We start from the raw sequence: 20,522 nt of genomic DNA on the forward strand, positions 1-20,522 counted from the left end.
GCGGACCGCCCACAACGATTGCGCCCTGCGTTTCCCAACGGTCCTCATCTGTGACAGAGTTGACGGGCGGCCATCGGTCTTGGTGGTTGCGCACACTGAAGAAAGAAGTACAGCAGTATGGCACAGGGAACCGTCAAGTGGTTCAACGGCGAAAAGGGCTTCGGCTTCATCGCTCCCGACGACCAGGGCGCAGATGTCTTCGTCCACTACTCCTCGATCCAAGGTAGCGGCTTCCGCAACCTCGAAGAGAACCAGCGCGTCGAATTCGACGTCGAGCAGGGTGCCAAGGGCCCCCAGGCTACCAACGTCAGCGCGCTCTGAGCTCCTGACTTGCGCGAAACGCCCCGGACGGCCACTCGGTCGGATGGGGCGTTTCGTCATCCTGACGAAAACCACCCCCCTCGGCGTAGTCCACGTCACAATTAGGCGGGGCCGGACCCCAGGAGACGTGAGGGTGATGCAGGTGACCGATCCGGTGGTGGTGCTGACCAAAGCCCGTACGTCGTGCGAGATGCGGGCGGTACGCGAGTGGACGGCGGCGAACTATCCGGACGCGACGATCTCCCGATCGGCGGAGATCGACTTCGACGGCATGGCGCCGGAGACGTTGCTCGTGCCTGTCCGGGCGGTCTGGCTCCCGGCGGTCCGGCAGGGTGAGCGGCGGGTCACGCTGGGCGACGTCCTGGTGCTGTCCAATCCCCGGCGGCCGCTCGGAGCGGTCCAGCCGCTGATCCGGAAGAGACGTCCGGACAGTCTCCGCGTCGTTGCCGGTGCACCCGCCACGATCGAGGAACTACGCACCCGGTATGCCCATCACCAGGCGCAGGGTGAGCCGTTCGCCCAGTTCGTCCTGTTCCAGGCGTCGGTGTCGGCCGAGCGAGCCGAACGCCAGATCGTCGGTGATCGCTACAAGGTCCCCCGGCTGGTCGCCGAGCAGATCAGCAGTTCGTCGCGATTCCAGACGTCCGCGGCCAAACTCGCAGCCGAGCTGGGTCGGCCCACCGATGCGGTGGTCGCCGAGGCCACCGACAAACTCTCGACCTTCGTCGCCACCCAGAGCCGGCTCATGGACGACGTGTTCTCGGCGACCTTCAACCGACTGCACGAGCGGGCCTGGAACGTCACCGTCGACGTCGAGAACCTCAACACCCTGCGCACCCTCAACAAGTCCACCGGCCTGATCTTCCTGCCCTCCCACCGGTCCTATGTCGATCCGCTGGTCCTGGCGAAAGTGCTGCGCAACAACGACTTCCCACCCAACCTCGTGCTCGGCGGGAACAATCTCTCGTTCTGGCCGGTGGGCCCGGTGGCCCGCCGCGCCGGCATGATCTTCATCCGGCGCAAGTTCGGCGCGGACCCGGTCTACAAGTTCGCGATGCGCTCCTACCTCGCCTACATCGTCGAGAAGCGCTTCAACCTGGAGTGGTACATCGAGGGCGGTCGCAGCCGGACCGGCAAGCTCCGGAAGCCCAAACTGGGACTGCTCACCTACGTCGTCGACGCGGTGGGGCAGCTCGACGAGGCCGACGTGACGATCGTGCCGACCTCGATCGTGTACGACCAGCTCCAGGAGATCGGCGCGATGGCGGCCGAGGACGCCGGTGGCACGAAGAAGCCCGAGGGCGTCGGGTGGTTGTTGCGCTATGCGAAGGCGCAGCGCGCGTACCTGGGCGAGGCCCGGGTGCGATTCGGGACCCCCATCTCGCTGCGGACCGCTCTCGCCGACGCCGGCGAGGGCCGCGCGCGACTGGAGAAGGTCGCGTTCCGGGTGATGGACGAGATCAATTCCGCCACCCCGATCTCGGCGACCTCGCTGGCCGGTTTCGCCCTCCTCGGCGCGCACGACAGGGCGTACACGCTCGCGGAGATCGAGGCCATCCTGGCTCCCCTGCTCGACTACATCCGCCGGCGCGAGCTACCCGGCCCGGACCCGGCCCTGTGCCGCGGGGTCGGGCTGACCCAGACCCTCCGGGTCCTCGCCGGCAACGGCGTGGTGAGCTGCTTCGACGGCGGTTCCGAACCGGTGTGGTCCATCGTGCCGGACAATCACGCGGTCGCGGCCTACTACCGCAACGGGGCGCTCCATCACTTCGTCGACCGCGCGATCGTCGAGGTCGCCATGATCGCCGTGGCCGACGGTGACGTCCGGGCCGACGACATCCCGCCGGACGAACACCCCGTCGGATACGACGAGACGGCCGACGGTCCGCTCGCCGACGAGGGGCTGCTCGCGGCGTCGCAACGGGAGGCCCTGCGAATCCGCGATCTGCTCAAGTTCGAGTTCTTCTTCCCGGCCAAGACCGAGTTCCTGCACCGACTCGGTCTCGAACTCGATCTGCTGGCCCCGGGCTGGCGTGCCGTGACGCCGACGCAGGAGTGGACCTACGAGGTACTGCACGGCCACACCGGCGGACTCCTCGCCCGACGCACCCTGCAGCCGTTCTTCGACGCCCAACTGGTCTTCGCGACCAAACTCGTGGAACTCGGCACCGCATCGCGCGACAAGGAGGACCTGATCGTCGAATGCCTCGGTCTGGGACGCCAGCTGTCCCTGCAAGGTGTTGTGCGCAGCAAGGATTCGGTTTCCAAGGACCTCTACGACGGCTGTTATCAGCTCGCCGACAACCGCCACCTGATCCACGGCGAGGAGGTCGCGGACCTCGCGACCGCCCGCCGGGACTGGCTCGACGAGGTCGAATCGATGCGCGAGCGGCTGGCCCGGATCGCGTCGATCGAGGATCTCCAGCGTGCCGTGGGCGGAGCCGACACCATGGACACGGTCTGGTCGGAGGGGACACCGTGAGTGCCTTCACCGACCGGATGCGGGCCATCCGGTCGGCACCCACCGGTAAGAAGGTCGCCGCGCTGTTCGACTACGACGGCACCCTGATCGAGGGCTTCTCCGCCGCCGCCATCATGCGAGCACGCTTGCGCAGCATGGAATTCGGTTTCGGCGAACTCGCCGACTTCCTGCTCATCGGATTGCGCGGCGTCGTGTCCGAACAGGACTACGCAGAAGTGCTCGACGCCACGCGTCCCACGTTCGCCGGCAAGACCTACGCCGAGCTGATCGAGTTCGGCGAACACCTCTTCAAATACGAGACGGCGGCCAAGCTGCGGCCGCAGATGTGGCAGATCCTGCGCGCGCATCGGGAGATGGGACACACCATCGTCATCGCGTCGTCGGCGACCCGATTCCAGATCGAACCCATCGCGCGGGAGATCGAGGCCGACTTCGCACTCGCCACCGATGTCGAGGTCGTCGACGGGGTGGTCACCGGCAACATCCGGGGACGCCCGCTCTGGGGTCCGGGAAAAGCCGCTGCGGTACGCACCCTCGCCCGTGAGCACGGCATCGACCTCGACGCCTCCTTCGCCTACAGCGACGGCAACGAGGACATCCCGTACCTGGAGTCGGTGGGCAACCCGGCGGCGGTCTCCCCGCGCCGAATACTGCGGGCGGAGGCCGAATCCCGCGGCTGGCCGATCATCGACCTGAAGAACCCCACGTACAACCGGCTCGGGATGCTGGCCCGAACCGGCGCCTTCTACGGTTCGTTTCTCGCCTCCGCCGCGGTGGGCGTCACCACCGGGCTCGTTCGACGCGATCCCGCCGCACTCGTCGAGGCCCTGCCGACCGGTACCGACGTCGGGCTGTCACTCGCCGGGATCCACGTGCAGGTCCTCGACGGAGGCGAGTACCTCACGTCGGCGCGGCCGTGCGTGTTCCTGTTCAACCACCAGTCGAAACTCGACCTGCCGGTGATGATCAACCTCGTGCGGTCCGAGGCCACGGGGGTGGCCAAGAAGGAGGTGCAACGGGTTCCGGTGGTCGGGCCGATCCTGCAGCAGGCCGGGTTGGTGTTCATCGATCGCGCCGACCCGGGCCGCGCGATCGAACAGCTGGCGCCGGCCGTCACAGCTCTGCGGGACGAGGGAATGTCGCTCGTGGTCGCGCCCGAGGGCACCCGGTCGCCCACACCACGTGTGGGCAGGTTCAAGAAGGGTCCGTTCCACATCGCGATGCAGGCGGGTGTCCCCGTCGTACCGGTGGTCCTGCGTAACACCGGCGAGTTGATGTGGCGCGGTGCGCAACTCATCCGACCGGGGACCGTCGAGGTGATGGTGCTGCCGCCGGTGGACACCAGCGACTGGTCGCCCGACGAGATCGGCGACCGCGCCGAGGAGGTCCGGCAGATGTACATCAGCGCCCTGGCCGACTGGCCGCTGGACTTCTTCGCCGACGACGACGCCCGGCCACCCGTCGAGGTACCGGAAGAGGCAAGTGTGAGCGAGGAACCGGACCTGACCGACGGGGTGGACCGACCGCTCGACTGGGCCAACGAGCCCCACATGAGCTCGGTGGACACCATCATGTGGCGAGGCGACACCGATCGCCGGATGCGCGGGACCATCTGCATGCTCGAGGTGTACGACTGCGCCCCGGACTGGGACCGGCTCGTGGCTGCCCACGAATGGGGAAGCCGAATGGCCCCGCGATTCCGGCAGCGCGTCGTCGACTCCCCGTTCGGCATGGGAACGCCCAGCTGGGCAGTCGACCCGGACTTCGACCTGCACTACCATCTGCGCCGAATCCGTCTGGGCGGCAACGGCAGCATGCGTGAGCTGCTCGTCACGTGCGAGCAGCTCGCGATGACCGCGCTCGATGCCGCACGGCCGCCGTGGGAGGGCACGCTGATCGAAGGGCTGCCGGACGGCAAGGCCGCATACTTCCTCAAAGCCCACCATGCGCTCACCGACGGCCTGGGCGCGATCATCGGACTCGCCCAGCTGCATTCGCCCACACGCGAACACAATCCGGGCAAACCCCAGCCGCCGAGTCCCGACCCGGTGAACATCACGCCCGTCGACCTGCTCCGCCGGCAGGTGGGCGAGGAGATCCGGCGGATCCCGCATCGTGTCGACACGACCTTCCGCGGCGTCCGCGCCCTGGCACATCCCCGCCAGGCACTGAGTTCCGTTCTCCGCTATGGTCGCTCGGTTCCACGCGTGGCGGGACTGGTCAGTCCCCCGGGTTCCCCGTTGCTCGCGCACCGGAGCCTGTCGTGGCGTTTCAGTGCGTTCGAGGTCCCGTTCACCGACCTCAAGGCGACCGCGACGGCGACTCGTGCGTCGATCAACGACGTCTACCTCGCCGGGCTCATCGGCGGCTTCCGCCTCTATCACGAGAAGATGGGCACCCCGATCGAGACGATGCCGGTCGCGATCCCGATCTCGGTGCGGCGTCCGGAGGATCCGGCGGGTGGCAACCGGATCGCGGTGGGACGGCTCGCCGGACCGGTCGGGATCGCCGACCCCTTCGAGCGGGTCCTCACCATCCGCGAACAGGTCCGCGTCGCCCGGCACGAACCGGCCGTCGACATCTTCAACACGCTGGGCTCGGTGATGGCCTGGTTGCCCGGATCGGTGCTCATGCAGTTCAGCGGCACGACCAGCCAGAACGATCTGCAGGCCAGCAACGTGCCGGGCATCCCGTGGGACACCTACGTGGCCGGCGCCAAGGTCGAGCGGATGTTCCCGTTCGGCCCGCTGCCCGGTTGCGCGATGATGGCGACGATGATCACCCACAACGGAACGGCCTGTCTCGGAATCAATTCCGACGGCGCCGCGGTCACCGACCTCGAGTTGTTCGCCGACTGCCTCGTCGCCGGTTTCGGTGAGGTGCTGGCTCTCGCCGCCGATGACGACGTCGTGCCGGGGGTTCTGCGACGGGTGGTGTGAGGGAACTCGTGGCCCACGTTCTGTGCATTCGAACCAGTCCGAATGGTCAGAACCGAGTAGAATCGGCTCATGAGAACCCTGAGCAGCACAGAAGCCAAGGCGCGCCTCAACGCCGTGCTGGCTGAGATCGAGAGAACCGGGGAAGAGATCACTATCACCACGCATGGCCGACCCGTCGCAGTACTCAGGCCCGTGGCACCACCTCCGCGTCGATTCGGGCAGTTCCCGGCCATGGTTGTTCCCGACGACTTCGACGCACCGCTGTCCGCCGACGACCTCGAGCGCTGGGAGTCGGGTTCGTGACCGATGTCCTGCTGGACACCAACGCGGTCCTGTGGCTGGTCAGCGAACCGGACCGGCTGTCACCCACCACCTTGGACATCCTCGCGAATCCCGGCAACGCTCTCTACGTGTCGGCTGCGTCGGCCTGGGAAATCGCCATCAAGACGCGGCTGGGCAGACTCGACGGAGCGCCGCTCCTCGCCGCGTGGGAAGAAACCCTCTCGTCCATGTCAGCGACCGACCTCGCCATCGATTCCAGCGACGCGGTGACAGCAGGACAGCTCGCCTGGGAACATCGCGATCCCTTCGATCGCATGATCGTCGCTCAGGCCACCCGCCGAGGTCTGACCATCGCGACGAGCGATCAGGTCATCCAGACCGGCACGCTGACACCTGTCATCGACACTCGCCGGTGAGTCCTCGGTGTCAGTCCCCTCCCCTAGAGAGGAACTCATGGACTTTGATGCGTTCACCACTCTGTGGGAACGCCATCCCGCGTGGCGGCTCCTGCGCGCCCACCACTCCCCGCTCATCCTGACGTTTCTCGGGACATTCTTCGTCGAGGGCAACCGTGGTGCGAGTTCAGCTGGAGAACTGGCCACCGCTCTGGATGATCTGCTCTACGACCTGAACACCTCGCTACCCACCAACGACGGTTCGGTTCGATTTCCCAAAGAACCCCGCGCCTACCTCGAGGATTGGGCCGGCACCGAGGCTGGGTTCCTACGACGCTTCTGCCCCTCCGGCGACGACGAGATCTATTACGAGGTGACGCCGGCTTTCGAGAAGGCGTACGCCTGGATCGTCTCTCTACAGGGCAGAGCGTTCGTCGGTACCGAGTCGCGACTGCACACCGTCGTCGAGCTTCTTCGGCAGATCGTGGACGGCACCGAGGTAGACCCCGAGGTTCGACTGGCAGAGCTGCGGCGGCGTCGCGCCGAGATCGATGCAGAAATCGCCGCGGCCGAGTGCGGCGAACTGACGTATCTGGATCAGACCGGGGTTCGAGACCGCTATCAGCAGGTGGCGTCGACCGCACGTGAACTGCTCGCCGACTTCCGAGAGGTAGAAGACAACTTCCGCCTTCTTGATCGCTCGGCCCGCGAGAAGATCGCGTCCTGGACCGGGCCCAAGGGCGAACTCCTCGCCGACCTGGTGGGCAGCCGATCCGAGATCGCCTCGTCCGATCAAGGTCGTAGCTTCGGGTCGTTCTACGAATTCTTGCTGTCCGATTCGCGCCAGACGGAACTGGCAGACTTGCTTGCGAAGGTGTCGTCGCTGGAGATGATCGACGTCGACGAGCGCATCCGCAGCATCCATCACGACTGGTCCGAGGCTGCCGACCGAACCCAGCGCATGGTCCGACAGATCTCTGAACAGCTACGCCGATTCCTCGACGATCAGGTCTGGCTGGAGAATCGCCGCGTACTCGACCTGGTCCGGTCCGTAGAGGCTAGCGCCCTCGAGATTCGTGGCAGGACACCAGATTTCGGGCTCACTGTGGATCAGACCGGTATCGAGATCGCGCTGCCGTTCGACAGGCCACTCTATCAACAACCCGCCTCTGCGACCGTCGAGAGTCGGGTCGAGGACGCGACCGAGAACCTGGACGCAGACCTGTTGTTCGCCCAGACGTTCGTCGACCAAGCCCGCCTGGCAGCCAACATCCGCAGCATCCTCCCGGAGAGATCGTCGGCACTGCTATCCGATGTGGTCACCATGTATCCGATAGAACAGGGTGCGGCCGAGATCGTCGGTTACCTCGCCCTCGACGATGACGATGTCAGCGTCGACATCGACGACACCGACGAGACCCTGCTCGAGTACGCCGACCCGAGTGACCCGAGCACGGTCAAACGTGCCCGGCTGCCGAGTGTCACTGTGAGGCGACGATGACCGACGACCACGCAATTTCGAGTGCCATAATCCGATTGATGCGGGGCGTGGTGTACCGCGAATCGGACGAGGACATCTGGGCCACACTCGAACGCTCGGGAGCCGGCGTACGCGATCACTTCACCACGATCGGCGTCGATGTCATAGTCGACGAGTCCGAGGGCTACGCCTATCTGCGCTCACACCCGGAAGAGGAAGGCGAAGAGCCACTTCCGCGGTTGGTCCGCAGGCGGGCGCTGACCTACAACGTGAGCCTGCTGCTCGTGCTGCTACGCAAACGCCTGCTGGAGTTCGAGATCACCGGCGGTGAAGGACGACTCGTCCTGTCAACGGATCAGATCGTGGAGATGCTACAACTCTTCCAAGCCGAATCGACGAATGAGGCGCGCCTGGTCGAACAGGCCGATAACACCATCAAGAAGGCCGTCGAACTGGGCTTCCTGCGCCAGTTACGTGGGCAGACCGACCAGTGGGAGGTGCGTCGCATCATCAAGGCGTACGTGGATGCGCAAACACTGTCGGATTTCGCGGGCAAACTGCGCCAATACGCAGGAACCGCGGGCCCCGATGACTGACGGTCTGTTCTCAGCGGTCGAACTCGGGGGTGCCGGAGGCGCCGGGTTCCGATTGCAGCACGTCGAGGTGTTGAACTGGGGCACCTTCCACCGACAGGTGTGGCGGCTCACCCCCGACACAGACACCGCACTACTCACCGGCGACATCGGGTCGGGCAAGTCGACGCTGGTGGATGCGGTGACCACACTGCTGATGCCCGCACACAAGATCGCTTACAACAGGGCCGCGGGAGCTGAGGCCAAGGAACGCACGCTTCGCTCCTACGTCGAAGGCCACTACAAGTCCGAACGACAGGAAGCAACCGGCCGCTCTCGCGCCAAAGGCCTTCGGCAGGAGCGCAATACATACTCGGTCATCCTGGGCGTCTTCAGCAATCGGGGATATGACGAGACGGTCACCCTGGCGCAGGTTTTCCAGCAGCGCGACACCGCCGGACAGCCCTACCGGTTCTACGTCACCGCAACCAAACAACTCGCCATCACGACGGACTTCGCCGATTTCGGTTCAGATTTGCGCGACCTTCGTAAACGCCTACGGTCCGGCGGGGCCGAGGTGGTCGACGAGTTCCCGAAGTACTCCACTTCGCTGCGCCGATTGCTAGGCATCCGATCAGAGCAGGCGTTGGAGCTACTACATCAGACCGTGTCGATGAAGTCCGTGGGCAATCTGAACGATTTCGTGCGCAACCACATGCTCGAGCCGAGCGACGCCGGCGAACGTGTCCGCGACATCATCGACCATTTCGACAATCTCACGAAGTCGTACGACGCGGTCAAACGCGCCCGCGAACTGCTCGAGGCGCTGGATCCCATCGTGGTCGCCACAGAGAAGTACGATGCCGCACTTGCCGAGCGCGAGGCTCTCGACGTACAGCGTGCGGCCATACGCCTGTTCATAGCCGAGAATCGCTCGCGCCTGCTGGCAGACGACATCGCCACCTATACGAGCCAGGGCGAGCAGCTCCTCCGCAACCAGGATGCGGCCAGAGGACGGCTACGCGAGTTGGCCCGCGAACGCGAGTCTCTGATCGAGGAGCGGGCAAGAGCCGGCGGCGATCGAGTCGGCGAACTCGAGCGACTCGCCGCCGTTGCCCGTGACGACGTGGAGAAGCGCCGTCACGGACGATCCCTCTTCGACGCCACCGTCACGGCTGCAGGCTTCGCCCCCGTCACAACGGTTGAGCAGTTCACTGATCTTCACGGCTTCATCACCCGCGAGACCACTACTCGTCGAGGCGAAGAGATCGCTCGATGCTGCGAGCGCCGACGCCATCGGCCGAGAGAAAGAAGCGGCCCGACGTCAGGAGACCATCCGGACCGAGCTCGACGATCTGCAGAAACGCACCAGCAACCTGCCACCCGACCAGGTCCAGATACGCGAACAGCTGGCCACCGACACCGGCCTGACACCTGCCGACCTGCCCTACGCGGGTGAACTGATCGACGTCGTCGAAGAACACAGCGAGTGGCGTGGCGCTGCCGAACGTGTCTTGCGTGGCTTCGCACTGTCGCTACTGGTACCGCAGCAGCACTACGATGCCGTGACGAACTGGGTCAACTCCCGCCGACTCACGTTCCACAATCACGGCGGCCGGACTGTCGGTGCCCGGCTCGTGTACGAACGAGTGCCGATCCGTCGAGTTCCCCTGCAGAGAAATGGCTCTGATCTACCGATTCTCGCTGACTGCCTCGAGATCAAGAGCGGGCCGTTCGAGGGCTATCTGCGCGACGAACTCCTCCGGCGCGCCGAACATCAGCGGGCCGCCACCATCGAGGAGTTCCGCGCTGCCAAGCGCGCCGTCACCCGCGAAGGTCAGGTGCGGTCCGGTGGCCGTCACGAGAAGGACGACCGACACCGGGTCGACGACCCACGCCGATGGGTGCTCGGATGGGCCAATGAGCGCAAGATCGCGGTCCTACGAGAGGATCTCGACGAGTCCGACCGCGAGCGCGTGGCTGCTTCGGCGGAGGTGGTGGCGCTGTCGGAGGAACGCGACGCCACCCAGAATCGCAGCGAGTCCCTGGCGCGGCTGGAAGGATTCCATTCCTGGGCCGAGCTCGACATCGAGGAAGCACAACGACGCGTCGCCACCCACGAGGCCGAGCGCGCCCGGCTCGAATCGGGGTCCTCACGCCTTCGCGAGATCACCACGGCGCTGGAGCAGAACGCCGCGCTCGCGGATTCCACGGCTGCCGCGATCGACGACCTCACCGGCAAGCTCGCAACCACCGCCGCCGCGAGTCATCGGGCCGAGCAGGACAAGAAGAGCGACGACGAGTTCGTCGCGGACCACCCGGAGGCTGAACTCGACGCCGCACGAGCATGCTACGACGCTCTGGAACGTCGGCTGGACGGCGGTGTTCCGGCAAGGGCAGCAGACTGCACCACAGCTCAAACGACACTGACCGCGACGCTTCATCAACGGATCGAGCGCCTCACCCGCGAGCTCGGCGGCTTCGGACAGCGCCTAACGCAGCACATGACCGAGGTTCTCCGCCGGTGGCCGGACCTGCGATCGGACATGGATGCCGACGTCGATGCCAGGGCGGATTTCGTCGCCCTCCGCGAACGGGTCGCGACCGACGATCTGCCGCGCTTCGAGTTCGAGTTCAAAGAACAGCTGAACAAGAACGCCATTCAAGAACTCGCCGGCTTCAACAACTGGCTCAACCGGCAGGCCGCATCCATCGACGAACGCGTGCGGCGGATCAACGAAGCGCTGGGCGCCGTGCCCTACAACCCCGGTCGGTATATCCGGTTGGAGCGCGAGTCAACCACGAATCAGGATGTGGCACAGTTCCGCTCCGACCTGCGGAATCTGACGAGCGACAGTCTCGCAGTAGACGGCGATCAGTATTCGGAGCAGCGTTTCCTCGACGTCAAACGCATCATCGAGCGTTTCCGCGGACGGGACAATCACGCCGACCTCGACAAGAATTGGACGCGGCGTGTCACCGATGTGCGCAACTGGTTCGTGTTCTCCGCATCCGAACGCGATGTCGAGACGGACGTGGAGTGGGAACACTACAGCGATTCCGACGGCAAGTCAGGTGGGCAAAAAGAAAAGCTCGCCTATACGATCCTGGCCGCGTCCCTTGCCTACCAGTTCGGACTCGAGTGGGGTGTGAAGAAGTCGCGCGACTTCCGGTTCGCCGTCATCGATGAGGCATTCGGGCGCGGCTCTGACCTGTCGACCCGTTATGCGCTGGACCTGTTCGCCAAATTGGGTCTGCAGCTCCTGATCGTCACCCCTTTGCAGAAGGTGCACGTCATCGAGCCCTACGTGAAGGCGATCGGATTCGTCGACAATCCGACGGGCACTTTTTCACGCCTGCAGACGATGACGATCGAGGAATACCGGTCACGCCGTGACGGGCGTCTGCGGTGACCGATCGTTGGACCACCCCGGCCGACATCGCCATCAAAGCCAGACGCCGCTGGGACGACGGGACGCTGCTCCGGACGTTTGCGAACCGAGAACCATTCGAGCCCATCGAGATTCCGCTGCGCGGGCCCACCGCGTCGCAGATAGGAGCAGATCTCGGCGCCGCTCGCGACTGGGTCACGGCGTTGGACGGCGGACGTCGTGGCGACACCAGGTACTCCCTGGTCTGGCAAACAATCGGCGGCCGGCACGTCGGGCGTAACACGCTTCCACGACGGGCGATCATCTCCACCTATGAGCAGGCGTGGGCACTTCTGAACGTGAAGGCAGCGGTACAGCCGTTCGAGAGGTTGCTCGAGCTCGCCGCCGACGATCCCGCGGTCCACGCGTGGCTGTTCCAGAACCCGTTTCGCGCAATAGATCTGGCATCGGAGTTTCCTCGACTGATCGACGCGCACCGATGGCTCGACACGCATCGGGACTCCCGACGCTTCCTGCGTCAGATCAGCGCACCTGGGGTCGACACCAAGTTCACCGAAAGGCACCGGGGAGTCTTGGCGTCGATACTCGGAGTGTCGTCGACGGCGTCCGGTTTCGTGACCGGGCTGGGTTTGCAGACGAAACCAGAGTTCGTGAGACTGCGACCGTCACCGTCGCTGGGACTTCTCGAGCACGTTTCGGAGGTGAGCCTCCGAGCTGACGAGCTCACCCGGATCGACTTGCGTCCCTCGCGCGTCCTGGTCATCGAGAACGAGATCACCTATCTCAGCGTCGATGTTCCAGCCCACGGAGCCGTGTTCTGGGGCAAGGGATTCGAGATCGACAGAATCGGGCGCCTTCCCTGGCTGACCGACGTGCCTGTTCGGTACTGGGGTGACCTCGACACACACGGCTTCGCGATTCTCGACCGGCTACGTGCCTGGCTTCCGCAGACCGAATCGATCTTGATGGATCGCGAAACATTGTTCGCGCATCGCGATCGATGGGTTACCGAGCCGAGCCCCACCACAGCCGCACTCCGCCACCTCTCACCCGCAGAACACGACCTGTACGCCGACCTCGCGGACGACTCGCTCGGTGAGCGGGTTCGGCTCGAGCAAGAACGCATCGACTGGGCGTGGGCTCTGGAGCACCTCGAAAGGTAGACGTGTGCCGACGATCAGATCTGCCACTGCACCGGCTGGGAGATGATGTCGCGGAGCCGTCGGCGGTAGTACCGGGCGGACTCCTGGTTGAAGACGTCCATCGCGGCCGCGGTGGCCTCGACATCGCGAGCGCGCATGGCGTCGAGGATGTCCTGCTGGAGTTCGAAGGCCGCGAGCCGCGTCGCGATGGGATGCTCGACGGGTTCGGCGTCGCGAACGAGCAGCCACAGCGTCTCCATGACCACCCGCAGTGCGGGATTGCCCGCCGCCTCGTACACCCCGCGCTGGAATGCGGCGTTGTTCTCCTGGAAGTTGGCGTGGTCCTCGGGATGGTCGCGCATCCGGTCCAGTGCCCGCTGCATCGACTCGATCTGCTCGTCGGTGACGTTCTGCGCCGCGGCCCGCGCGACCATCGGTTCGAGCATCAACCGGACGTCGATGACATCACTGATGTTCGCGCCGTTGATCTGGAGGAACAGCTTCATGATGTTGCCGAGCGAATCGAGTTCGGGCCGTTTGGCTATGGGCCCGCCGCCGATTCCCGCCTTGATCGTCACGAGGTCTCGGCTCTCGAGGAGCCGCAGTGCCTCACGCACCGTCGTGCGTGCCACGCCGAACTCGCTGACCATCTCCTTCTCGGTCGGCAGGCGCTGACCCTCGACGATGCCACCGCTGAGGATCTGATCGGCCACCATGTTGGCCACCCGCGCGGACATCTTCTGCCCGCGCGGCTGCCGGGTGGCGGGCTCGTCGGCGACGGTCATGCGGCTCCCGTGTCTCGGCTGATCGGTCGGTGCCGACACCTTACCCGCCCGCACCTGCTCTCTAGTTCGGATCGGGGCGGCAATGGTCGCCCTCGAACGATCGGTGCGGTGGCGAGACGACCCGTCGTCGTAACTGTGTACATATTTTGCTCGCTCGATTACCGTGAGTCCCGTTCCGTTCGTTCGCGCCGGGGCCCCGACCGCCCGTCGGCGCAGTCCACGACAGATAGGCACCCATGCAGACCACCTCCCCGGCCTCCGGGAACCTCTCCGTCACCGTGCACCAGCCCGGTATCGCACTCGTCGAGCTCTCGCGGGGCAAGGTCAACGCCATCGACGGGCAGATGTACGAGGACATCGCGGCGACGTTCGACGCGCTGTCCGACGACCAGGACGTGCGCGTGATCGTGCTGACCGGTCAGGGCCGCATCTTCAGCGCGGGCAACGACATCAACGAGTTCCGGACGATGTCCACTGTCAGCGGCGACATCGCGATGCGGCGGGCCCGGCGGGCGCTGTTCAGCGTGCGCGAGTGTCACCTCCCCGTGGTGTCCGCGGTGAACGGCCCGGCCCTGGGAAGCGGGTTCGGACTCGTCGCGCTCTCCGACCTCGTGGTCGCGTCCGAACGCGCCACCTTCGGACTGCCCGAGATGAACGTCGGGGTCCTCGGCGGTGGTCGCTTCACCGCCCGCATGTTGCCCCAGCAGGCGATGCGCCGCATGTTCCTCACCGCCGAACCGGTCGACGCGTCGACCCTGGAGCGGTGGGGAGCACCGCTCGAGGTCGTCGCCCACGACGATCTCCTGGAGATCGCGACCGCCCGCGCGCGCTCCATCGCGGAGAAGAGCAGGCACGCCATCGTGCTCGCCAAACAATCCCTGAACGGCTGCGAAGATCTCGACATCCGTCGCGGTTACGAGCTCGAGCAGTCCTTCACCGTGCGACTGTCCGAACACCCCGACTCCAAGACCGCGGTGGAGGCCCAGGTCGCCGACCTCGCACGCAAGTGACGACGTCGGGTCCGCGCCATCGGGACGCGGACCCGACGCACCGCGTCAGTCCGTCGCGATGGTCAGCAGGAGATCCCCGCCGTCGACCTCGGTCGATCCCGACACCGTGACACGCTGCACGATCCCGGTGACCGGCGCGGAGATCGAGGCCTCCATCTTCATCGCCTCGATCGTGCCGATCGGTTCACCCCGGCGGAGTTCGTCGCCCTCCTTCACCGACAGCGTCACCACACCGGCGAAGGGTGCGGCGAGTTGCCCCGGGAGGGCGGGGTCGGCCTCCTCCGCGGTGCGTGTCGTCGACTCGACCGAGCGGTCGCGCACCCGAACCGGCCGCAGTTGCCCGTTGAGGATGCAGAGCACGTTGCGCATCCCGGACTCGTCCGGGTCGGAGATCGCCTCGAGCCCGATGAGCAGTTCGACGCCCTTCTCCAGCTCCACGCGATGTTCCTCGTCCTGGCGCAGGCCGTAGAAGAACTGGTTGGTGGACAGCCGAGACGTGCCGCCATAGGTCTCGCGGTGCTCGCGGAACTCACGATTCGGTCCGGGGAACAGCAACCGGTTGAGCGCATCACAACGCTCCGCCGACGTACCGGCGAGCGCCGCGAGGTCGCTCTCGGTCAGGGCGGTCACCGGGCGAGGGTCGGTGCGGCCCTCGAGGGCGCGCGTGCGGAGCGGCTCCGGCCACCCGCCCGCGGGCTCGCCCAGATCGCCCCGCAGGAAATCCACCACCGAGTCCGGGATGTCGTAGGCCGTCGGATCGTCCGCGAACTCGGCGGCGCTCGCGCCGGCGCCGACGAGTGCCAGCGCGAGATCGCCGACGACCTTCGACGACGGTGTCACCTTGATCAGTCGCCCGAGCACGGTGTCGGCGCCCGCGTAGGCCGCCTCGATGTCCTCGAACCGGTCCGCCAGCCCCAATGCCAGGGCCTGCTGCCGCAGGTTGGACAGCTGGCCGCCGGGGATCTCGTGGGCATAGACCCGGCCGGTGGGTGCCGGCAAGCCCGTGTCGAACGGCGAGTACGCCGCCCGGACCGCCTCCCAATATGGCTCGAGAGCGCAGCAGGCCGCGAGGTCGATCCCGGTGTCGCGGTCGGTGTTCGCCGTCGCGACGACGATCGCCGACAACGGTGGCTGACTCGTCGTGCCGGCCAGCGGTGCGCTCGCCCCATCCACCGCGTCCACCCCGGCCTCCCAGGCGGCGAGGTAGGTCGCCAGCTGCCCGCCGGCGGTGTCGTGGCTGTGCAGATGGACGGGCAGGTCGAACCGCCGTGCGGTCGGTTCACGGTGACGTCGGCGAGATACCGCAGAATCCGGGTACCGCGGTCGGCGGAGGCGTGCTGCTCGAGCAGGTCCGGTCGGGATTCGATGAACGAGGTGGTGACCCGCCACGCGCCGAAGTCGTCGTCGGCGAGAACCGCCTGCAGGAACGGGATGTTGGTGGCGACGCCCCGGACCCGGAACTCGGCGATCGCACGACGTGCGCGCGCCCGCGCGGTCTCCAGGTCCCGGCCGCGACAGGTCAGTTTCACGAGCATCGAGTCGAAGTGGGAGCCGATCTCGGACCCCAGGCCGACGCTCCCGTCCAGACGGACACCCGAGCCACCGGGCGTGCGGTAGGCGGTGATCCGCCCGGTGTCGGGCCGGAAGCCGTCGGTCACGTCCTCGGTCGTGATGCGGCATTGCACTGCCGCGCCGCGGATCTCGATCGAATCCTGGGTCAGTCCCAGCTCCCGCAGCGTCGCACCGGATGCGATCTGCATCTGGGTGGCGACGAGGTCGACGTCGGTGATCTCCTCGGTGATCGTGTGTTCCACCTGAATGCGCGGGTTCATCTCGATGAACACGTGCCGACCGTCGGAACCGAGCAGGAACTCTACGGTCCCGGCGCAGGTGTACCCGATGTGCCTGGCGAAAGCCACTGCATCCGAACAGATCCGATCACGGACAGCCGGGTCGAGCGCGGGTGCGGGGGCCACCTCGACGACCTTCTGGTGGCGGCGCTGGAGCGAACAGTCGCGTTCGTAGAGATGGATGACCTCGCCGGTGGCGTCCCCGAGGATCTGCACCTCGATGTGCCGGGCGTCGACCACCGCCCGCTCCAGGAAGACCGTGCCGTCACCGAAGGCCGTCGTGGCCTCGCGCGAGGCCGCCTCGATCGCCCCGCGAAGCCGCGACGGCTCATCGACGCGACGCATGCCGCGCCCGCCACCACCGGCGACCGCCTTGACGAACAAGGGCAAACCGACCGCATCAGCCGCGGCCACGAGCTCGTCCACATCACTCGACGGGGTCGACGAGGTCAGCACCGGGAGACCGGCCTCGGCGGCGGCCGCCACGGCCCGGGACTTGTCGCCGGCGAGTTCGAGCACCTCGGCGGACGGGCCGATGAAGGTGATCTGCCGGGTCGCACACGCACGGGCCAACTCGGCGTTCTCGGAGAGGAAGCCGTACCCGGGGTACACCGCATCGGCTCCGGACGTCGCCGCGACGCGGACCATCTCGTCGACCGAGAGGTACGCGCGGACCGGATGCCCGCGTTCGCCGATCTCGTAGGCTTCGAACGCCTTGGCCCGATGAACGGAGTTGCGGTCCTCGTGGGGGTACACGGCCACCGTGCTCGCGCCGAGCTCGACCGCGGCACGAAAAGCCCGTACCGCGATCTCGCCTCTGTTCGCGACCAGCACCTTCTCGAACATGGGTTTCCTTTCGTCACCGGATGCGCCGGAAGTAGCCACGCGAGAAGCGGGCGGCGCGGGAAGGATGTGACCCACATCCCTGGGCCTAAACGTCAGGTTACTCTACTCTAAGTAAAGTTACTTAGCGCCGCGACTGGCGGAGTCTTTACCCTCAAACTGCTGAGAAATATCTATGTACATGTTTCCATCTGTCGCAGGTTTCTATAGTGTGACTTGACATACAGCCTGTCACCTCGATGAGGAGGAACACATGAGTGACGAGCAGTCCGCGGGGGCGGTCGACATCGATCGCTGGATCACCGACTGGGAGTTCAGCAGCCGATACCCGGTGTACACACGCGCCAACGCCGGCGAAGTGCTGCCCGACCCGTCGAGTCCGCTGAACGTCACGATGGTCTGGAACAAGGGCCTCAACATCGGCTGGCGCCAGGGCTACGTCGACAACCTCGGCACTCACCTTGCCGAGGAGATCGACGAGGTGATGCCCGAGATCATCGGCAACTTCGGCGGCTACCACTACACGAACTTCTCGATGACCGAGCTCAACGGCGCCCGGCTCCCGGGGCTGACCGTGCCGGTGTGGAACAGCCTGTGGGTGGGCGACCATCCCGACATCCCCGAGTACGTACCCAAGCCGGGCGACGAGAACGCCGAACTGACGGCCGGTCTCGCCGAGAAGACCGCCTGGGCTCTCACGACCGATGAGTTCCCCGAAGCCGAGGAGGCCAAGCGCCGCGCCGACCGGGCACGCGACCAGCGTCCCGATCTCGCCGCGATGAGCGATGCCGAACTCGTCGAGCACGCTCGTTCGCTGCTCCCCGACCTCATCTACTGCTACGCCTATCACCCGGTCACCACGACGCTGTCGACGATGGGTCCGGCCGTGGCCGGTCAACTCCTCGAAACCATCGGCGAGGCAGACAAACTCGGCGATCTGCTCAGCGGACTGGGCGGCGTGGACTCGGCCGCCCCGTCGTATGCGATGTGGAAGCTCGGGCGCCTCGTCGCCGGTTCGTCCGAACTGACCGGGATATTCGACGACGGGCTCGCCTCCGCCCTCGACGCGATCACCGCGAGTGACTCCGCCGACGCCGCGAGGTTCCGGGAGGAGTTCGACGACTTCCTCTACCGCTACGGCTCGCGCGCACCGAACGAATGGGACATCCGATCGGACAGCTGGGAGACCAAACCCGTGCTGGCGCTGATGGCCATCAACGGGATGCGCAGCAGCCCGGCGGAGGCCGATCCCGAAGCGATCCTGCGCCGCAATCAGGACAAGCGTCTCGCACTCACCGAAGAGCTCGCCGCCAAGATGCCCGACGCGGAGTCGGCCACCGCGTTCCGCAACGCGGCGAAGTCGATCACCAAGTTCATGCCGTGGCGGGAGCGCACGAAGACCGCATGCGTGAAGATCATGGGTGAGATGCGGGCCGCCCTCTACGAACTCGGACACCGGATGGTCGGACGCGGGATCATGGACGACCATCACGACATCACGATGCTCGTCGACGACGAGCTCGATCGTTTTGTCGCCGAACCCGAGTCGTTCGCGGACACCATCAAGGAGCGACGCGAGCAGTATCTCGCCCTGTTCGATCTGCAACCGCCGTTCTTCCTGTTCGAACCGCTCCCCCTCTCGCAGTGGCCCCGGCGCACCGGGCAGCGGGTGGACCCCGCGGTGCCCGGTGACGTCCTCTCCGGAGTCGGCGGCGCCCCGGGCGTCGCCCGGGGACGTGCGCGAATCCTGCACGACCCGTACGAGGCCGAGCAGCTGGAGGAAGGCGACATCCTCGTCGCGCCGCAGACCGATCCCGCCTGGACGCCGTTGTTCGTCTTCGCGGGCGGTGTCGTCGTGAATGTCGGCGCGACGATCACCCACTCGTCCATCGTGTGTCGTGAGCTCGGAATCCCCTGCGCCGTATCGGTTCAGGACGCGACGGCCCGCATCCCGGACGGCGCGATGATCGAGGTCGACGGCAATACCGGGTCGGTGACGATCCTCTGATGGCGATGACTGACGGCGCCCGCGGCACGACGATCGGGCTCGCCCTCCCCCAGCTCGGCGAGCACGTCGATGCCGCGGCCGTCCGCGACTTCGCGGTGGCCGCCGAGCAACTCGGATTCACCGGACTGTGGGCGCAGGAACACCTCTTCTACTCCGAGCAGAACGCGTCGGTCTACGGTGGCCGGCACACCACGGCGGTGCACCCCGCCTACCGTTCGGTGCTCGGGGCCACCGAGCTCATGGCATTCGTCGCGTCGTGCACCCGGCGGGCGCTGATCGGGAGCAGCATCCTGGTTGCCGGGTACCACCGCCCGGTAGAGCTCGCTCAGCGTCTGGCCACTCTCGACGTGCTCTCCGGCGGACGTCTCGTCGCCGGGCTGGGCGTCGGCTGGTCCGACGAAGAACATCGACTCATGGACGTCGACCCCCGGACGCGCGGGCGCCGGATGGACGAACTCGTCCGCGCCGTCCAGGCGTGCTGGGGACCGGATCCCGTCGAGTTCGACGGGGAGTTCTTCACCATCCCGACCTCCACCGTGCGGCCGAAGCCGGTCCAGACACCACATCCGCCGCTGCTGTCCGGGCTGCGGTCGGAACGCGGTCTCGCCCGCACCGCGGCACTGTTCGACATCTGGAATCCCAGCAGCGGCACAGCCGAGGCCCTGCAAGCCCAGCTCGACGGGATGGCCGCGCAGCGTCCCGCCGGACGGGCCCCGGTCCGGCTGTTCCTGCGGTCCTACCTCCAGCGCCCCACCGACCCGGTGGGATCCGGCGGACAGGGCATCGACGGTGTGGCCGCCGATATCGCCACCGCGAAGGCGGTCGGTGCGGAACACTTCATCATCGAATGCAATTTCTCCGACGACATCCGGTCGCCGGAGGACTGGGCCACCATGCCCGAGCGGCTGGCGCCGCTGATCCAACTCGTGCGCGACGACAGCTCCGCGGTGCCCGACTCGTCGGGCGCCGCCCGGCCCCAGAAGGAGAACGCATCATGAAAGCTGCTGTCTGAGAGGGCAGT

At 66.3% G+C, this 20,522-nt stretch carries 13 protein-coding genes and 3 pseudogenes; 13 read left to right on the plus strand and 3 right to left on the minus strand.

What is annotated here, in order from left to right:
• Window positions 1-117: 117 nt before the first annotated feature.
• The 10 genes and pseudogenes from MVF96_RS22835 (at window position 118) to MVF96_RS22880 (ending at window position 13,026) form a co-directional block, all read left to right on the plus strand.
• Window positions 118-321, plus strand: coding sequence for a cold-shock protein (locus MVF96_RS22835; protein ID WP_058252822.1), 204 nt, complete (start codon window positions 118-120; stop codon window positions 319-321).
• Between the two features lie 136 nt (window positions 322-457).
• Window positions 458-2,803, plus strand: coding sequence for a glycerol-3-phosphate 1-O-acyltransferase (locus MVF96_RS22840; RefSeq protein WP_137810259.1), 2,346 nt, complete (start codon window positions 458-460; stop codon window positions 2,801-2,803).
• A pseudogene (locus MVF96_RS22845) lies at window positions 2,800-4,281 on the plus strand (HAD-IB family hydrolase); the annotation flags it as partial. The gene MVF96_RS22840 and the pseudogene MVF96_RS22845, both read left to right, overlap by 4 nt.
• Before the next feature lie 6 nt (window positions 4,282-4,287).
• Window positions 4,288-5,742 carry a wax ester/triacylglycerol synthase domain-containing protein gene (locus MVF96_RS22850; protein WP_065629467.1) on the plus strand — a complete coding sequence of 485 codons (1,455 nt, stop codon included), beginning with the start codon at window positions 4,288-4,290 and terminating at the stop codon, window positions 5,740-5,742.
• 69 nt (window positions 5,743-5,811) lie between these two features.
• On the plus strand, window positions 5,812-6,045 hold the full coding sequence (locus tag MVF96_RS22855) for a type II toxin-antitoxin system Phd/YefM family antitoxin (protein ID WP_065629468.1): 234 nt from the start codon (window positions 5,812-5,814) through the stop codon (window positions 6,043-6,045).
• Window positions 6,042-6,440, plus strand: a complete 399-nt coding sequence (locus MVF96_RS22860; protein WP_065629469.1) for a type II toxin-antitoxin system VapC family toxin — start codon at window positions 6,042-6,044, stop codon at window positions 6,438-6,440. The genes MVF96_RS22855 and MVF96_RS22860 overlap by 4 nt, the downstream gene beginning before the upstream one ends.
• A gap of 37 nt (window positions 6,441-6,477) precedes the next feature.
• Window positions 6,478-7,920, plus strand: a complete 1,443-nt coding sequence (locus MVF96_RS22865; RefSeq protein WP_247452162.1) for a DUF3375 domain-containing protein — start codon at window positions 6,478-6,480, stop codon at window positions 7,918-7,920.
• Window positions 7,917-8,495 (plus strand): DUF4194 domain-containing protein, encoded by a 579-nt coding sequence (locus tag MVF96_RS22870; protein WP_065629471.1) that lies wholly within the window; start codon window positions 7,917-7,919, stop codon window positions 8,493-8,495. Before MVF96_RS22865 ends, MVF96_RS22870 begins: the two co-directional genes overlap by 4 nt.
• Window positions 8,488-11,884 (plus strand): annotated as a pseudogene (locus MVF96_RS22875) (ATP-binding protein). Before MVF96_RS22870 ends, MVF96_RS22875 begins: the two are co-directional and overlap by 8 nt.
• Window positions 11,881-13,026, plus strand: a complete 1,146-nt coding sequence (locus MVF96_RS22880; RefSeq protein WP_247450606.1) for a Wadjet anti-phage system protein JetD domain-containing protein — start codon at window positions 11,881-11,883, stop codon at window positions 13,024-13,026. The pseudogene MVF96_RS22875 and the gene MVF96_RS22880 overlap by 4 nt, the downstream one beginning before the upstream one ends.
• A gap of 14 nt (window positions 13,027-13,040) precedes the next feature.
• On the opposite strand, the gene MVF96_RS22885 is transcribed toward MVF96_RS22880, so the two are convergent.
• Entirely contained in the window at window positions 13,041-13,790 is a 750-nt protein-coding gene (locus tag MVF96_RS22885) for a FadR/GntR family transcriptional regulator (RefSeq protein ID WP_226511876.1), read from the minus strand.
• A 236-nt stretch (window positions 13,791-14,026) separates the two neighbouring features.
• On the opposite strand from MVF96_RS22885, the gene MVF96_RS22890 reads away from it, so the two are divergent.
• Complete coding sequence (locus MVF96_RS22890; protein ID WP_154885525.1) at window positions 14,027-14,800, plus strand: enoyl-CoA hydratase-related protein; 774 nt, start codon at window positions 14,027-14,029, stop codon at window positions 14,798-14,800.
• A gap of 45 nt (window positions 14,801-14,845) precedes the next feature.
• On the opposite strand, the gene MVF96_RS24735 is transcribed toward MVF96_RS22890, so the two are convergent.
• The gene (locus tag MVF96_RS24735) at window positions 14,846-15,169 is read right to left on the minus strand and encodes a biotin/lipoyl-containing protein (protein WP_418930452.1); all 324 of its coding nucleotides are present in this window, start codon (window positions 15,167-15,169) and stop codon (window positions 14,846-14,848) included.
• A pseudogene (locus tag MVF96_RS22895) lies at window positions 15,164-17,496 on the minus strand (ATP-binding protein); the annotation flags it as partial. The gene MVF96_RS24735 and the pseudogene MVF96_RS22895, both read right to left, overlap by 6 nt.
• Before the next feature lie 250 nt (window positions 17,497-17,746).
• Between MVF96_RS22895 and MVF96_RS22900 the strand changes: the two are divergent.
• The gene (locus MVF96_RS22900) at window positions 17,747-19,501 is read left to right on the plus strand and encodes a PEP-utilizing enzyme (RefSeq protein WP_247450607.1); all 1,755 of its coding nucleotides are present in this window, start codon (window positions 17,747-17,749) and stop codon (window positions 19,499-19,501) included.
• Complete coding sequence (locus MVF96_RS22905) at window positions 19,501-20,499, plus strand: TIGR03619 family F420-dependent LLM class oxidoreductase (protein ID WP_247450608.1); 999 nt, start codon at window positions 19,501-19,503, stop codon at window positions 20,497-20,499. The genes MVF96_RS22900 and MVF96_RS22905 overlap by 1 nt, the downstream gene beginning before the upstream one ends.
• Window positions 20,500-20,522 lie beyond the last annotated feature (23 nt).

The organism is Gordonia hongkongensis (genome assembly GCF_023078355.1).
In the GTDB taxonomy this organism is placed as follows: Bacteria; Actinomycetota; Actinomycetes; order Mycobacteriales; family Mycobacteriaceae; genus Gordonia; species Gordonia hongkongensis.

Coding starts and splice junctions, on each gene's coding strand:
- MVF96_RS22890 (WP_154885525.1), top strand. CDS start 14,027: ATGCAGACCACCTCCCCGGCCTCCGGGAACCTCTCCGTCACCGTGCAC.
- MVF96_RS22865 (WP_247452162.1), top strand. CDS start 6,478: ATGGACTTTGATGCGTTCACCACTCTGTGGGAACGCCATCCCGCGTGG.
- MVF96_RS22835 (WP_058252822.1), top strand. CDS start 118: ATGGCACAGGGAACCGTCAAGTGGTTCAACGGCGAAAAGGGCTTCGGC.
- MVF96_RS22855 (WP_065629468.1), top strand. CDS start 5,812: ATGAGAACCCTGAGCAGCACAGAAGCCAAGGCGCGCCTCAACGCCGTG.
- MVF96_RS22870 (WP_065629471.1), top strand. CDS start 7,917: ATGACCGACGACCACGCAATTTCGAGTGCCATAATCCGATTGATGCGG.
- MVF96_RS22885 (WP_226511876.1), bottom strand. CDS start 13,790: ATGACCGTCGCCGACGAGCCCGCCACCCGGCAGCCGCGCGGGCAGAAG.
- MVF96_RS22900 (WP_247450607.1), top strand. CDS start 17,747: ATGAGTGACGAGCAGTCCGCGGGGGCGGTCGACATCGATCGCTGGATC.
- MVF96_RS22840 (WP_137810259.1), top strand. CDS start 458: ATGCAGGTGACCGATCCGGTGGTGGTGCTGACCAAAGCCCGTACGTCG.
- MVF96_RS22905 (WP_247450608.1), top strand. CDS start 19,501: ATGGCGATGACTGACGGCGCCCGCGGCACGACGATCGGGCTCGCCCTC.
- MVF96_RS24735 (WP_418930452.1), bottom strand. CDS start 15,169: ATGCGCAACGTGCTCTGCATCCTCAACGGGCAACTGCGGCCGGTTCGG.